This window comes from Cellulomonas sp. Y8, from assembly GCF_008033115.1.
GTDB lineage: Bacteria > Actinomycetota > Actinomycetes > Actinomycetales > Cellulomonadaceae > Cellulomonas.
The window spans coordinates 4,115,465-4,130,412 of the sequence record NZ_CP041203.1; the positions used below are offsets into that span (position 1 = coordinate 4,115,465).

Genomic DNA, 14,948 nt, shown 5'->3' on the forward strand with positions numbered 1-14,948 from the left:
GGAGCGGAGGCGGGTCTGAGCGCGCGGGCGCGCCCGGGGCACTCAGGCCGGGGTCGCCACCGCGGCGAACGCCTCCGCCAGGCGCGGGGCCAGCAGGCCGATCTGCCACGGGCGAGCGCCGCCGGCGGCCAGGCGCTCGGCGAGGTGCTGCTCGTCGGCCGGGGTCGGCGGGGTCCAGCACACCCGGCGCAGCAGGTCCGGCTGCAGCAGGTTCTCGGCCGGCACGGTGTGCGTCTCGGACAGCTCGGCGACGACGGCGCGCGCCGCGGTCAGCCGGGCGGCGGCCGCCGGGTCGCGGTCGGCCCAGGCGCGCGGCGGCGGCGGGGCGTCGGTGCGCGGTCCGCGGCTGCTCGGCAGCTGGTCGTCCGGGAGCTGGAGGCCGGTGTCGATCGCCCGCTGCCAGAGCGCGGCACGGCGTCGGGTGCCCTTGCCGGAGAACTGCGGCAGCGCCACGAGCTGGGGCACGGACCGGGGGAGCGCCTGCGCGGCGGCGACGATCGCGGCGTCGGGCAGGACGCGGCCGGGCGAGATGTCCCGCTGCCGGGCGTTCTCGTCGCGGGTCTCCCACAGCGAGCGGACGACGGCGAGCCGGCGGGGGTCGCGGATGGCGTGCACGCCGGATACCCGGCGCCAGGGCTCGACGCGCGGCGCGGGCGGCGGGGCGAGGCGCACGGCCTCGAACTCCTCGGCGGCCCACTGCGCCTTCCCGGCGACGGCCAGCCGCTCGGCGAGCACCTCGCGCAGCTCGACGAGCACCTCGACGTCGAGCGCGGCGTACCGGAGCCACTGCTCGGGCAGCGGCCGGGTGGACCAGTCGACGGCCGAGTGCTCCTTGGCCAGCCCGAGGCCGAGGAGCTCGGCGACGACGGCGGCGAGGCCGACCCGCTCGAGCCCGAGGAGCCGGGCGCCGAGCTCGGTGTCGAAGACGCGCGACGGCCGCATGCCCTGCTCGGCGAGCGCGCCGAGGTCCTGGGACGCGGCGTGCAGGACCCACTCGACGCCCACCAGCGCGTCGGACAGCGGGGACAGGTCGGGCAGGGCGACCGGGTCGATCAGGGCGGTGCCGGCGCCCTCGCGGCGCACCTGCACCAGGTAGTTGTGCTGCCCGTACCGGTAGCCGGACGCGCGCTCGGCGTCGACGGCGACGGGGCCGGTGCCCGCGCCGAACGCCGCGACCACGCGGGCGAACGCCTCGGGGGTGTCGACGACGGCGGGCACGCCCTCGGCGGGCTCGGTGAGGGGGACGACGGCGGCGGGCTCGGCGAGCCCCGCGGGCCCGGTGGCGTCCGCGGGGACGTCGTGGTCGGCGCCGGCCGCGGCGCTGGTCTCCTCGGCCGGGGTACCGGCCGGGTGCGGGATTGACTGCATGGGACAACCGTAGGCCGTCGGGGCGCCGCTCCCGTCCCGGCGCGCAGGCGCGGCGTCCGGCACGGGCCCGGCGCTCAGGCGAGCAGGCCGGTGCGGATGGAGATGGCGACCAGCGCGGCGCGGTCGCCGGTGCCGAGCTTGCGCGAGATGCGCGCGAGGTGGCTCTTCACGGTGAGCGCGGACAGGCCGAGCTCGTCGCCGATGGCGCGGTTGCTGAACCCGTCGGCGACGAGGCGCAGCACGCTGAGCTCGCGCGAGGTGAGGTCGGGGCGGGTGCGCGCGAACGGCGACGGCACCGCGCCGGGGGCGGCGCCGGGCTGGCCGACGGTCGCGTTCGGCTCGGTGGCGACGGCGCCCCGCAGGCCGCCGGTCAGCAGGCCGACCAGGTCGCGGCGCCCGGCCCGGCGGGCGAGCAGGATGACGCGGCCGGAGCCGCGGCGCCGCAGGTTGCGCACCAGGGTCTGGCCGTCGCCCTCGGCGAGCTCGGTGACCACGACGCACATCTGGCCGAGCGGCCGCCGGCGGGGGTCGGTGCCGGTGCCGGCACCCTGCGAGCCGGGGCGGCGCGCCTGCGTGGCGACCGCGCCCGCGCGGGCACCCGGGACGCCCGGCGCCAGGCCGGTGCCTCGTCGAATCGGCTCGATGCTCACTGCTGTGCCCCCTTGACGGTCCACCACACTTGCCCCCTCTATCGGTCCGCCGCCGGGGTGTCTTGAGCAGATCGGGTGACATCGTGACCCGCTCGTGACCCGGTTGTCACGGGTGCCCGCTCCCCGGACGCCGGCCGGGCGGCGAGCCCTAGTGCCGCGGCCCCAGCGCGACCACGCCCTCGGGCAGCGGCGGCAGCCCGGCGACCGTGCACAGCAGGGTGCCCCATGCGCGCAGGTGCGGGGCCAGGTCCTCGTCGCGCGCCGTCCAGGAGGCGCGCAGCTCGAGCTCGCAGAGCTCCGGGCGCTCGTCCAGGGCGCCGAACGACTGGGACAGCACCCGGGTCACGGTGCCCCCGGCGGCGCGGGCGTCGACGTCGGCGGACGCGAGGGCGTCGGAGAACCAGCTCCACGCGACCTCGGCCAGCAGCGGGTCCTGGCCGACCTCCGGCTCGAGCGTCGCGCGCACCAGGGTCACGAGCCGGAACGCGCCGTCCCAGGCCTCCTGGCCCGCGGGGTCGTGCAGCACGACGAACCGGCCCGAGGCGAGCTCCTCGGCGTCGGGGTCCCGGCGGCCGCTGCGGACGTCGGCGACGAGGGCCGCGGTGTACGGGGCGATCCGCGCCGGCCCGGGTGCCTCCTCGAGGGAGACCTCGGGCCGCAGGGTGACCCCCCGCAGGGACCGGAGGGCACGCAGGAACTCCGGTGGCGCGTCGCGGGGGCCGGTGCTCACAGCGCCGAGCGTAGGGGCGCCGCTCTCGACCTGCGGTCGCGGCACGCCGGGCGGCGACGCCCCGGACTAGGGTGAACCTGCCCTGGCACCCCCTCGAAGGAGCACCTGCGCATGTCTGCACCCGCCGCACAGATCGGCGTCACCGGCCTCGCCGTCATGGGCCGGAACCTCGCCCGCAACCTGGCCCGGCACGGCTACACGGTCGCGGTGCACAACCGCTCGCAGGCGAAGACCGACTCGCTGATCGCCGACCACGGCGACGAGGGCACCTTCGTGCCGTCGGTGACCACCGAGGAGTTCGTGGCGTCGCTGGAGCGGCCGCGCAAGGTCATCATCATGGTCAAGGCCGGCGGCCCGACCGACGCGGTCATCGACGAGCTGGTGCCGCTCCTCGACGAGGGCGACATCGTCATCGACGCGGGCAACGCGCACTTCCCGGACACCCGCCGCCGCGAGGCCGCGCTGAAGGCCAAGGGGCTGCACTTCGTCGGCACCGGCGTGTCCGGCGGCGAGGAGGGCGCGCTCAACGGCCCGTCGATCATGCCGGGCGGCTCGCGCGAGTCGTACGCGGTGCTGGGCCCGATCCTGGAGGACATCTCGGCCAAGGTCGACGGCACCCCGTGCTGCACCTACGTCGGCCCCGACGGCGCCGGCCACTTCGTCAAGATGGTGCACAACGGCATCGAGTACGCCGACATGCAGCTGATCGCCGAGGCGTACGACCTGCTCAAGCAGGGCCTGGGCGCGTCCGCCGCGGAGATCGCCGACATCTTCCGGACCTGGAACGAGGGCGACCTCGAGTCGTTCCTCATCGAGATCACGGCCGAGGTGCTGTCCCAGGTCGACGCCGAGACCGGGTCCGCGTTCGTGGACGTCGTGCTCGACCAGGCGGAGCAGAAGGGCACCGGCCGCTGGACGGTGCAGAACGGCCTGGACCTGGGCGTGCCGATCACCGGCATCGCGGAGGCCACGTTCGCCCGCGCGCTGTCCGGCTCGGTCCCGCAGCGCACCGCCGCCCGGGGCGCGCTCCCCGCGCACGCCGGCGCCTTCGAGGTCACCGACCGCGACGCGTTCATCGAGGACGTCCGCCTGGCGCTGTACGCGTCCAAGGTCGTCGCGTACTCGCAGGGCTTCGACCAGATCGCCGCCGCCTCCGCCGAGAACGGCTGGGACATCGACCGCGGCGCCATGGCGCGCATCTGGCGCGGCGGCTGCATCATCCGCGCCCGGTTCCTCAACCGGATCACCGAGGCGTACGAGCGCGACGCGGACCTGCCGCTGCTGCTCGCCGACGAGTACTTCACCGGCGCCGTCGGCAACGGCGTGCCCGCGTGGCGCCGGGTCGTGGCCCAGGCCGCGCTGGCCGGGGTGCCCACCCCGGCGTTCTCCTCCTCGCTGTCGTACTACGACGGCGTGCGGGCCGAGCGGCTGCCGGCGGCGCTGATCCAGGCGCAGCGCGACTTCTTCGGCGCGCACACCTACAAGCGCGTGGACAAGGACGGCACCTTCCACACCGAGTGGTCCGGCGACCGCGCCGAGCACGAGGCGTGAGCGCGGCGCACACGGCGCCGGGCACCGAGGGGCTGCGCGACCTGCAGCCCGTCATGCTCGGCGCCGACATCGGCGTGTACGCGCTCGCGCGGGCCTTCCACGAGGCGTACGGCGTCCGGTCGGTCGTCGTGAGCGGAGCGGCCCTCGGGCCGGTCGCCGACTCGCGGATCGTGGACAACCGGCTCGTCGCGGACGGGCACGACCCGCGCCAGCTGGTCGACGCGGTGCTGGAGGTGGCCCGCGAGCACGCCGGCAAGCGGCTGGTGCTGCTGGCCAACTCCGACTGGCTGGTCCGGGTGGTGGTGCAGCACCGCGCGGAGCTCGAGCCGCACTACGTGGTGCCGTTCCTCGACGAGGACCTGATGGACCGGCTGTCGGACAAGGCGACCTTCGCCGAGATCGCGACGGACCTCGGCCTCGCGGTGCCGCGGACGATCGTCCAGGACTTCGCGCTCGCGGACGACCCGGCCTGGGCGCCGGTCCCCGTGGACGTCGGCTACCCGTTGATCGCCAAGGCGGCCAGCAGCGCCGACTACCAGGAGGTCGAGTTCCCGGGGAAGAAGAAGGTCTTCGAGATCGCCTCGGCCGACGAGCTCGACGCGCTCTGGGCCTCGCTCAAGCGCGCCGGGTTCCGCGGGCGGTTCGTCGTCCAGGAGCTCGTGCCGGGCGACGACACCCAGATGCGGTCGATCACCGCGTACGTGGACTCGCGCGGCTCGATCACCCTGCTGGCGTCGGCGCACGTGCTGCTCGAGGAGCACACCCCGTCCGGCCTGGGGAACCCGGCCGCGATGGTCGTGACCCGGGAGCAGGGGATGCTCGACCAGGCGGCGGCGCTCCTGCGCGGCGTCGGCTACGTCGGGTTCGCGAACTTCGACGTGAAGGTCGACCCGCGCGACGGGTCGTTCCGGTTCTTCGAGGTGAACCCGCGCATCGGCCGGAACAACTACTACGTGACGGCCGCCGGGGCGAACGTCGCGCGGTTCCTGGTCGAGGACCGGGTGCTGGACCGCGCGGTCGACCCGGTCGTGGTGGACACCGAGGTGCTGTACTCGATCCTGCCGCACCGGCTGCTGCTCAAGTACGTGCTGGACCCGGCGCTGGCCGGGAAGGTGCGCGGGCTGATCAGGTCCGGGCGGGTGGCGCACCCGCTGCGGTACCGGCGCGACGCCGGCCTCAAGCGGCGCTGGTACGTGCTCGCCGCCGGCCTGAACCAGGTCCGCAAGTTCCGGCGGTACTACCCGGAGCCGACGAGCACGGGGTTCTGACCCCGGCGCCCCTGCACCACGACGCACGACGGCCGGCGCCCCCGAGCGGGGCCCCGGCCGTCGTGCGTGCGGCGTCGCGGTCCCGGGCTCAGCCCAGCTCGGACGTCCCCGAGTACAGGTGCAGCACCGGCACGTGCAGCTCCTCGCGTGCGCGGGACGCCCAGTCGCGGTGGAACGTGTCCTCCAGCGCGTGCGGGTAGGTCACGACGACCACCTCGCGGGCGGCCTCGGACGCGACGGCGGCGCGCAGCGCGGGCAGCGGGTCGTCGTCGACGACCGTGCCGGACGCGCTCACGCCGGCGTCGGCGAACGCGGCCAGGCTGTCGGCGAGCTGCTCGGCCGCGTCGGCGGTCGCCTCGGTCGGCTCCGGCTCGCGGCCCAGGACGGTGTCGAGCGCCTCGCGGAGCTCGCCCATGCTCAGCTGGTCGACGAGCGACACGAGCACGTTGCGCTCGGTGTCGGCGGGGACGAGCACGCGGTACTGCAGCTGCTCGCCGTCGTGCAGCGAGACGATGTGCGCGACGTCGGCGGCGGCGAGGGTGTCCTCCGTGAGGACCAGGATCGTGTCGGTCACGGATCGACCCTAGCGGGCGTCGGCGCTGCTCACCCGGTCACGCGGCCGCGCGCCGCGGGGTCAGCCGGCCGCGCCGAGCACCCAGCGCCCGAGCAGCATCCCGTCGCTGTGCAGCAGGTGGGCCGGGCGGGCCGGCAACGGGTCGAGCCACTCGGGCGCCTGCACCGCGCGGAGGCCCGGCCCGCCGACGACCAGCGGGCTGGTCGTGAGGCAGAGCTCGTCCACCAGCCCGGCGCGCACCAGGTCGGTGAGCAGCCGCGGGCCGCCCTCGGCGAGCACCCGGGTCAGGCCGCGCTCCGCGAGCAGGGCGAGCGCCGCGGCGAGGTCGACCTCGTGCTCGCCGGCCACCAGGACCCGGTCGTCGCCCAGCTCCGCACGCAGGTCGGCGAGCCGCGGGTTCGCGGCGACGGTCACGACGTACGGCGGCCGGTCGGTGCCGCGCAGGCCCTCGGGCAGCTCGCCGGACGCCGTGACCAGGGCGAGCTCCAGGTCGGGCGCCTGGCCGCGGGCGGCGCGCGCCGCCCGCAGGTCGGCCGGCACCCCGAGCGGCGTGTAGTGCTCGGCCCGGGCGGTCCCCGCGCCGACCAGCACCACGTCGGCCACCGCGCGCATGACCCGGAACACCCGCCAGTCCGCGGGGCCGTTGATGCTGCGGGACCGGCCGTCGGGGCCCTGGGCCGAGCCGTCGACGGTGGCGATCATGTTCGCCCGCACGGCCGCGGGCCGGCCGGGCGCGGCGGCCGGGTGCGCGTACAGGTCGTGCAGCGCGGGCTCGCCGGCCTCGGGGGCCAGGGTCGCGCCGGCGCGGTCGAGAGGCAGCAGCACGTCCAGGGGCGGGAGCTCGCGGGGCATGGCGGTCAGGCTAGTCGTAGGCTGTGCGGCCGTGAGCCCCAGCCCCGCCACGCCGACGACGGCCAGCCTGACCTCCCGGCGGCCCGACGTCGGCCGCGACCGCCTGCTGGCGGAGCGCGTCCCGCCGCCGCACTTCGCCGGCGAGTCCTTCGACACCTACCGGCCCGACCCGGAGTACCCGAGCCAGGGCGCCGCCGTGGCCCGCCTGCGCGAGGTCGCGGCGACGTTGAGCGGCGCGGGCGGCTCCGGCGGCCTGCTGAGCCGGCTGCGGCGCAAGCCCGCCGCGGTGCCCGCGGTGTACCTCGACGGCGGGTTCGGCGTCGGCAAGACCCACCTGCTGGCGTCGCTCGCCGCGGCCGTGGGGCCGGAGGCGGCGGCGTACGGCACGTTCGTCGAGTGGACCAACCTGGTCGGCGCCCTCGGGTTCCGGCCGACCGTCGACGCGCTCGCCACCCGGAAGCTGGTCTGCATCGACGAGTTCGAGCTCGACGACCCCGGGGACACCGTGCTGATGTCCCGGCTGCTGCGCGAGCTCACCGACCGGGGCGTCGCGCTCGCGGCCACGTCGAACACCCTGCCCGAGTCGCTCGGCGAGGGCCGGTTCGCGGCCGACGACTTCCTGCGGGAGATCCAGGACCTCTCCGACCGGTTCGAGGTGCTGCGGATCGACGGCCAGGACTACCGGCGGCGCGAGGCGGTCACCGACGCGCCCGGCCTGGACGACGACGCCGTGCGGGCCGCGGCCGCGGGGGTGCCCGGCGCGACGCTCGACGACTTCGGCGACCTGCTGGCGCACCTGTCGACCGTGCACGCGTCGCGGTACGGGGCGCTGCTGGACGGGGTCGGGCTCGTCGGGCTGACCGGGGTCGGGCCGGTGCCGGACCAGGACGTCGCGCTGCGGCTGGTGTCCCTGGTGGACCGGCTGTACGACCGGGACGTGCCGGTGCTGCTCGGCGGCGCGGGGGAGTCCGCGCTGTTCACCGAGCAGATGCTCGCCGGCGGGTACCGGAAGAAGTACTACCGCGCGCTGTCCCGCCTGGGCGCGCTCGCGGAGCGCGGCCGCCAGGAGGCCGCGACCCGCGCCTGACCGCCCGCGTCCCCTACGGTGGAACGGTGTGACCGACACGCCGTCGGCGTGTCGGTCACACCGTTCCACTGCCGGACGAGCCGGGGCTCGCCGGGGCGGGACCGTCCCGGGGTCAGGCCAGGACGGCCACCGAGCGAGGGCCCAGGAGCAGCTGGGTGCCCTCGCCGTCACCCGCGGGGACGATCCGGGCCGTGGCCCAGGACGCCAGCACCCGCAGGTCCCCCTCCGACGCCAGCGGCACCCTGCGCTCGGCGTCCGCGAGGTTCACCACCACCCGGGCGTCGCCGCGGTGCAGCACGAGCCAGTCGGCCCACGCGCCGTCGACCGGCTCGGCGGCGTCGGGCCCCTCGGCCCACGTCAGGTCCGTGCGCGTGCGGTCGCCCGAGCCCAGGTCCGGGACCTCGTGGCGCAGCCGCGCGAGCGTCCGGTACCAGTCGAGCATCCGCTCGCCGCCGGGCAGCGTCGGTTCGTCCCAGTCGAGCCGCCCCGACTCGAACGTCGCCGGCGCCTGCGGGTCCGGCACCTCGAAGGTGTCCTCGTCCGCCCCGTACATCTCCGCCCAGCCGTGGCCGCCGAACTCCCGCGACCGGCCCTCGCGGACCGCCTGGGCGAGCTCGGGCTCCGGGTGGTCGGTGACGTACATCCACGGCGTGCGGGCGCCCCACTCCTCGCCCATGAACAGCATCGGCGTGAAGGGCGAGAGCAGCACCAGAGCGGCGGACGCGGCCAGCGCCCCGTCGTCCAGCGCGTCCGACGGGCGGTCGCCCAGCGCGCGGTTGCCGACCTGGTCGTGGTCGGAGCCGAACACGACGAACCGGTGGCCGTCGACGTCCGGGGGCACCGGCGCGCCCCAGTCCTCGCCCCGGAACGTCGAGTACCCGCCGTCGTGCACGAAGACGTCGCGGTACGCCTTGCGCAGCGTCTCGGGCTCGCCGAAGTCGACGTAGTACCCGTGCCGCTCGCCGGTGAGCAGGGCGTGCAGCGCGTGGTGCACGTCGTCCGCCCACTGCGCGGTCATGCCCCAGCCGCCCGCCGCGGTCGGCGTCACCGACACCGGGTCGTTGAGGTCGACCTCGGCGATCAGCGACAGCGGCCGGCCGACCTCGGCCGCCAGGGCCGCGACCTCGTCCGAGAGCTGCGCGAGCGCGTGCCGCGGGGAGTCGTCGACCAGCGCGTGCACGGCGTCCAGCCGCAGCGCGTCGACGTGGAAGTCCCGGAACCAGCGCAACGCGCTGTCCACGATCCACCGCCGCACCTCGGCGGAGCCGTCACCGTCCAGGTTGATCGCCGCGCCCCACGGCGTGTGGTGCGCGTCGGTGAAGTACGGCCCGAACTCGCCCAGGTAGTTGCCCGACGGGCCCAGGTGGTTGTGCACGACGTCCAGGCAGACCGCGAGCCCGGCGGCGTGCGCGGCGTCCACGAACCGCTGCAGGGCGGCCGGGCCGCCGTACGGCTCGTGCACGCCGTACAGGCTGACGCCGTCGTAGCCCCAGCCGCGCTCGCCGTTGAACGGCGCGACCGGCAGCAGCTCGACGACCTCGACCCCGGTGGCGACGAGGTGGTCGAGGCGCGCCGCGGCGGCGTCCAGCGTGCCCTCGGGCGTGAACGTGCCGACGTGCAGCTCGTAGACGACCGCGCCGCGCACGTCGCGCCCAGCCCAGTCCTGGTCGGACCAGTCGTGCCGGGACGCGTCGAACACCCGGCTGGGCCCGTGCACGCCCGCGGGCGCCCAGGGGCCGCGGGGGTCGGGCCGCGGGTCGCCGCCGTCGAGCACGAACGCGTAGTCGGTGCCGTGCGGGATCTCACGGTCGGTGGCCCACCAGCCGTCGCCGGCGGCGGTGAGCGGCACGGTCTCCGCCCCGGCGTCGTCCGCCGCGGGCAGGTGCAGGGCGACGGTGGTGGCGCGGGGCGCCCACACCTCGCCCGGGCGCACGGTGCGGACGGGGGTCTCGGTCACGCGTCGGTCCTCCTCACGAGCAGGGCGACCGGCAGCCGGTCGAGCAGGTCGGCCAGGGGCTGCACCCCGCCGTCGACGGGGCGGTCGGCCAGGACGTCGTGCCAGTCGCCCTCGGGCAGGGCGACGGTGTGCTCGCCCCAGCCGCCGAGCCGGTCGACCATCGCGGCGAGCCGGGTGGCGACCACGGCCACCCGCGGCTCGCCGTCGGCGGTGCGCGCGTAGGTGAGCACGTGCCCGGACGAGTGCGGCAGCGGCGTGATGCCGGCGCCGGGGCCGACGAACGCCTCGGGGACGTCCCGGCGCAGCCGCAGCGCCCGGGAGGTCACCAGCAGCTTCTCGTCCGCCAGGTCGCGCGCCCCCGCGCCCTCGTCCAGCCGGGCCAGCCTGGCCGCGATCGCGTCGTGGTCCACGGGCCGGCGGTTGTCCGGGTCGACGAGCGCGACCGCGGGCACCTCGGTGCCCTGGTAGACGTCGGCCACGCCCGGCAGCGTGAGCTGGACGAGCTTCTGGCCCAGGGTGGCCGCGCGCACGGCGTCGCGGGTGCGGTGCTCCCAGTCGGCGAGCAGCGCGCCGACGCGCTCGTCCGCCAGCGCCCGGGTGGCGACGCCGAGCACCGCGCGCTCGTACGCCTCGTCCGGGCTGGTCCAGGACGTGCGGTCCTTGGCCTCGCGGACGGCCTTGGTCAGGTACTCGTTCAGCCGCTCGGCCGCGATCGGTCCGTCGGCGGTCCAGGTGCCCGCGAGGGTCTGCCAGAGCAGGTTCTCGGCGCGGCCGTCGAGCAGCGTGCTCCGGTAGGACGCCGTGGCCTCCCGCAGCCGCCCGACCAGCTCGGCCCACTCGACCGGCAGCTCGGACAGGACGCCCAGCCGGGCCCGGACGTCCTCGCTGCGCTTGGTGTCGTGCGTCGACAGCGTGGTCATGCCGAGCGGGGTCTGCTGCTGGGCGCGCACGGCCCAGGCGAGCAGCTCGGTGGGGGACAGGGCGAACCGCGCGGGCTCGCCGCCGACCTCGGTCAGCGACACCAGGTGCGTCCACCGGTAGAACGCCGTGTCCTCGACGCCCTTGGCCATCACGGCGCCGCAGGTCTGCTGGAACCGGACGACGAGCTCGTCGCGCTGCGGCTCCCGGGTGCGGCCGGCGCTGCCGACCTCGCGCCCCAGCAGCAGGTCGACCAGCACGTCCATGGTGGCGGCGCGCTCGGGTGACAACTGGGCGCGGGCGGCACGGGCCGCGTGCTCCAGGACCTCGACGTCGGCCGGGTGCGGGGTGCGCCCCGGTGCGACGTAGGCCCGGTACCGGTCCATCGCCACCAGCAGCTCGACCAGGCAGTCGTGCAGCGACCGCCAGGTGTGGTCCCGGAGCCGCAGGTCGCCGCGGCACACCTCGGCGGCGAGCTCGGTGAGCCGGTACACCTCGGCGTACAGCGCGCGGTCCACGATCTGCCGCTTGGCGGTGTCGACCACCTCGGGCAGCGCGTCGGACGACTCGCCGGTCAGGCGGTGCATGAGCGCGCCCAGCCGGGCGCCGCCGCCGGGGTCGACGAAGGCCTGCTGGATCCGCCACAGCGCCTCGTAGCCCGTGGTGCCGGCGGTGTCCCAGTCGGCGGGGAGCTCCTCGTCGCCCTGCAGGATCTTCTCGACCACGACCCACGCGCCGCCCGACCGCTCGCGCAGCCGCTCGAGGTAGCCGCCCGGGTCCGCGAGCCCGTCGGGGTGGTCGATGCGCAGGCCGTCGAGCACTCTCTCGTCGAGCAGCCGGAGCACCAGGGCGTGCGTGGCGTCGAACACGGCGGGGTCCTCGACGCGGATCGCGGCGAGGGTGCCGACGTCGAAGAACCGCCGGTAGTTGAGCTCCTCGTCGGCGACCCGCCAGTACGCCAGCCGGTAGTGCTGCCGCTCCAGCAGCTCGGCCAGCGGCAGCGCCTCCGTGCCGGGGCGGACGGGGAAGGTGTGGTCGTAGTAGCGGAGCACGGGCTGCGGCTCGTCGCCCTGGCCCGGCACGACCTCGTGCTCCAGCCGGATCTCGCCCGACGCCAGCACCGCGCCGATCCGGTCACCCAGCACCGGCATGAGGACGTCCCCCTCGCCGGCGGACCAGTCGACGTCGAACCAGGACGCGTACGGCGACTCCGGGCCCTCCGCGAGCACGGACCACAGGGCGCGGTTGTGCCACGCGGGCGTGGGCACGGCCATGTGGTTCGGCACGATGTCGAGCACCAGGCCGAGCCCGGCCCCGTGCGCCCGGTCGGCGAGCCGGCGCAGCGCCGGCTCGCCGCCGAGGACGGGGGAGACCTCGTCGTGGTCGACGACGTCGTAGCCGTGCGTCGAACCCGGCGCCGCGGTGAGGATCGGCGACAGGTAGACGTGCGTGACGCCGAGGTCCGCCAGGTACGGCACCAGGTCGGCGGCGTCGTCCAGCGTCAGGTCGGCCCCGAGCTGGAGCCGGTAGGTCGACGTGGGGACGGGCCGACCCGGCGCGGGCAGGCGCCGGGTCGGCGTGCGGGGCTCGGTCCCGCGCTCGACGGTCACTTGCCCCGCTTCCGGTCGCCGGCGCCGTCGGCGGGCGCCGCCGCGGGCGCGCCGGAGGGCGTGCCCGGGGTGCCGGGGAGCCCGGTCGGCGCGGGCGGCTCGGCCCCGGTCGGCAGCGACGTGACCGCCGGCGCCTGCGTGATCGGGTCGACCTGCTGGACCGGCGGGCGCGACAGCACGACGGTCGAGCGGTGCGCGAGCTCGAGGGTGGTCGAGTGCGCGATCTCGTCGCCCGGCTCGAGCTGGTGGTCGCTGTCGAGCGCGACCGTCCACGTCTCGCCGTACTCGGCGTCCGGGAGCGTGAACTGCACCGGCTCCGGCTGGGCGTTGAACAGCACCAGGAACGAGTCGTCGACGATCTCCTCGCCCCGCAGGTCCGGCTCGGCGATCGCGTCGCCGTTGAGGAACACCATGACGGCGCGCGCGAACTCCTCCTGCCACTGCGCGTCGGACATGTGGGTGCCCGCGGGGGACAGCCAGGCGATGTCGCGCAGGTCGGACTCGCCGCCGCGCTCCGGGGCGCCGGCGAAGAACCGGCGGCGGCGGAACACGGGGTGGTCCTTGCGCAGGTGCACGACCTTCCGGGCGTACTCGAGCAGCTCGGTGTCGTGCTCGTCGAGGTCCCAGTTCTGCCACGACAGCTCGTCGTCCTGGCAGTAGACGTTGTTGTTGCCCTGCTGGGTGCGGCCCATCTCGTCGCCGTGCAGGATCATCGGCACGCCCTGCGACAGCAGCAGCGTGGTGAGGAAGTTGCGGCGCTGACGGCCGCGCAGGTCCAGCACCTCCGCGTCGTCCGTCGGGCCCTCGACGCCGCAGTTCCAGGACCGGTTGTGGCTCTCGCCGTCCCGGTTGTCCTCGCCGTTCGCCTCGTTGTGCTTCTCGTTGTAGGCGGTCAGGTCGGCGAGCGTGAAGCCGTCGTGCGCGGTCACGAAGTTGACGCTCGCGATGGGCCGGCGGCCGGTGTGCTCGTACAGGTCCGAGGACCCGGACAGCCGGCTGGCGAACTCCGCCAGCGTCGACGGCTCGCCGCGCCAGAAGTCCCGCACGGTGTCCCGGTACTGGCCGTTCCACTCCGACCACAGGGGCGGGAACCCGCCGACCTGGTAGCCGCCGTCGCCGAGGTCCCAGGGCTCGGCGATGAGCTTGACCTGGGAGATGATCGGGTCCTGCTGCACGATGTCGAAGAACGCGCTCAGCCGGTCGACCTCGTGGAACTGGCGGGCCAGCGTCGCCGCGAGGTCGAACCGGAACCCGTCGACGTGCATGTCCTGCACCCAGTAGCGCAGCGAGTCCATGATCAGCTGCAGCACGTGCGGGGACCGCATGAGCAGCGAGTTCCCGGTGCCGGTGGTGTCGAAGTAGTGCGCCTGGTCCTCGTCGACGAGCCGGTAGTACGAGGCGTTGTCGATGCCGCGGAACGACAGGGTCGGGCCCAGGTGGTTGCCCTCGGCGGTGTGGTTGTAGACCACGTCGAGGATGACCTCGATGTCCGCGGCGTGCAGCGCCTTGACCATCGCCTTGAACTCCTGCACCTGCTGGCCGGTGCTGCCGAAGGCGGCGTAGGCGTTGTGCGGCGCGAAGAACCCGATGGTGTTGTAGCCCCAGTAGTTCGACAGCCCGCGGTCCTGCAGCGACGGGTCGTTGACGAACTGGTGCACCGGCATGAGCTCGACGGCCGTCACGCCCAGGTTGGTCAGGTGCTCGATGACCGCGGGGTGCGCCAGGGCCGAGTAGGTGCCGCGCATCTCCTCGGGCACCGCCGGGTGCAGCCGGGTCAGGCCCTTGACGTGCGCCTCGTAGATGACCGAGTCGTGGTACTCGTGCTGCGGCGGCCGGTCGTGGCCCCAGTCGAAGTACGGGTTCACGACCACCGAGGTCATCGTGTGGCCGGCGGAGTCCTCGGTGTTCCGCTCGTCCTCGGCGCCGAACGTGTACGAGTACAGCGACGGGTCGTTGTCGATCTGCCCGTCGATGGCCTTGGCGTACGGGTCGAGCAGCAGCTTCGACGGGTCGCAGCGGTGGCCCTGGGCCGGGTCGTACGGGCCGTGCACCCGGTAGCCGTACCGGGTGCCGGGCTGGAGGGCGGGGACGTAGCCGTGCCAGACGAACGCGTCGACCTCGGGCAGGTCCACCCGGGTCTCGTTCCCCGCCTCGTCGAACAGGCAGAGCTCCACCCGCTCCGCGACCCCGGAGAACAGCGCGAAGTTGGTGCCGCTGCCGTCGTAGGTCGCGCCGAGCGGGTAGGGGCGTCCGGGCCAGATCCTCATGCGCGTCAGTCCTCCGGGGACGATAGGGGTCGGCGGCTGGTCGCCGCTCCTGGGCACAGCGTGCCAGGGGACCCCCCAGGTGCGCAGGACGAACGCCTCGCGCGCGGTCCGGCGAG

General features: G+C 75.4%; 11 protein-coding genes. 3 read left to right on the forward strand and 8 right to left on the reverse strand.

Features of this window, described 5'->3' with window-relative positions; all coding sequences use genetic code 11:
- Positions 1–42: 42 nt before the first annotated feature.
- The 3 genes from FKM96_RS18620 to FKM96_RS18630 form a co-directional block, all read right to left on the reverse strand.
- A complete protein-coding gene (locus tag FKM96_RS18620) occupies positions 43–1,368 on the reverse strand; it encodes an HRDC domain-containing protein (protein WP_147796502.1) in 1,326 nt (441 codons plus the stop codon).
- A 74-nt stretch (positions 1,369–1,442) separates the two neighbouring features.
- Positions 1,443–2,018 (reverse strand): LuxR C-terminal-related transcriptional regulator, encoded by a 576-nt coding sequence (locus tag FKM96_RS22370; RefSeq protein WP_246855068.1) that lies wholly within the window; start codon positions 2,016–2,018, stop codon positions 1,443–1,445.
- Positions 2,019–2,166: 148 nt separating this feature from the next.
- Entirely contained in the window at positions 2,167–2,748 is a 582-nt protein-coding gene (locus FKM96_RS18630) for a DUF3000 domain-containing protein (protein ID WP_147796503.1), read from the reverse strand.
- Positions 2,749–2,859: 111 nt separating this feature from the next.
- On the opposite strand from FKM96_RS18630, the gene gndA reads away from it, so the two are divergent.
- Together gndA and FKM96_RS18640 are read left to right on the forward strand one after the other, a co-directional pair.
- The gene (gene gndA, locus FKM96_RS18635) at positions 2,860–4,299 is read left to right on the forward strand and encodes an NADP-dependent phosphogluconate dehydrogenase (protein ID WP_147796504.1); all 1,440 of its coding nucleotides are present in this window, start codon (positions 2,860–2,862) and stop codon (positions 4,297–4,299) included.
- Positions 4,296–5,567: a hypothetical protein gene (locus tag FKM96_RS18640; RefSeq protein ID WP_371300451.1), complete on the forward strand. Its 1,272-nt coding sequence runs from the start codon at positions 4,296–4,298 to the stop codon at positions 5,565–5,567. The genes gndA and FKM96_RS18640 overlap by 4 nt, the downstream gene beginning before the upstream one ends.
- 88 nt (positions 5,568–5,655) lie before the next feature.
- On the opposite strand, the gene FKM96_RS18645 is transcribed toward FKM96_RS18640, so the two are convergent.
- Complete coding sequence (locus FKM96_RS18645) at positions 5,656–6,141, reverse strand: hypothetical protein (RefSeq protein ID WP_147796505.1); 486 nt, start codon at positions 6,139–6,141, stop codon at positions 5,656–5,658.
- A gap of 60 nt (positions 6,142–6,201) precedes the next feature.
- Complete coding sequence (locus tag FKM96_RS18650) at positions 6,202–6,993, reverse strand: dihydrofolate reductase family protein (protein WP_147796506.1); 792 nt, start codon at positions 6,991–6,993, stop codon at positions 6,202–6,204.
- A 31-nt stretch (positions 6,994–7,024) separates the two neighbouring features.
- Between FKM96_RS18650 and zapE the strand changes: the two genes are divergently transcribed.
- Positions 7,025–8,080, forward strand: a complete 1,056-nt coding sequence (gene zapE / locus FKM96_RS18655; protein WP_246855069.1) for a cell division protein ZapE — start codon at positions 7,025–7,027, stop codon at positions 8,078–8,080.
- Between the two features lie 112 nt (positions 8,081–8,192).
- Here the strand turns inward: zapE and treZ are convergent, their stop codons facing one another.
- Genes treZ through glgX form a run of 3 tightly spaced genes read right to left on the reverse strand, consistent with a single transcriptional unit; the run spans position 8,193 to position 14,832 of the window.
- Positions 8,193–10,037 carry a malto-oligosyltrehalose trehalohydrolase gene (gene treZ / locus FKM96_RS18660; protein WP_246855070.1) on the reverse strand — a complete coding sequence of 615 codons (1,845 nt, stop codon included), beginning with the start codon at positions 10,035–10,037 and terminating at the stop codon, positions 8,193–8,195.
- Complete coding sequence (treY, locus tag FKM96_RS18665) at positions 10,034–12,565, reverse strand: malto-oligosyltrehalose synthase (RefSeq protein WP_147796508.1); 2,532 nt, start codon at positions 12,563–12,565, stop codon at positions 10,034–10,036. The genes treZ and treY overlap by 4 nt, the downstream gene beginning before the upstream one ends.
- Positions 12,562–14,832 (reverse strand): glycogen debranching protein GlgX, encoded by a 2,271-nt coding sequence (gene glgX, locus FKM96_RS18670; protein ID WP_147796509.1) that lies wholly within the window; start codon positions 14,830–14,832, stop codon positions 12,562–12,564. Before glgX ends, treY begins: the two co-directional genes overlap by 4 nt.
- Positions 14,833–14,948 lie beyond the last annotated feature (116 nt).

What these genes read in the sequence shown, in the direction of transcription:
- FKM96_RS18620 (WP_147796502.1), bottom strand. Translation starts at nt 1,368, where the DNA reads ATGCAGTCAATCCCGCACCCGGCCGGTACCCCGGCCGAGGAGACCAGC.
- gndA (WP_147796504.1), top strand. Translation starts at nt 2,860, where the DNA reads ATGTCTGCACCCGCCGCACAGATCGGCGTCACCGGCCTCGCCGTCATG.
- FKM96_RS18650 (WP_147796506.1), bottom strand. Translation starts at nt 6,993, where the DNA reads ATGCCCCGCGAGCTCCCGCCCCTGGACGTGCTGCTGCCTCTCGACCGC.
- glgX (WP_147796509.1), bottom strand. Translation starts at nt 14,832, where the DNA reads ATGAGGATCTGGCCCGGACGCCCCTACCCGCTCGGCGCGACCTACGAC.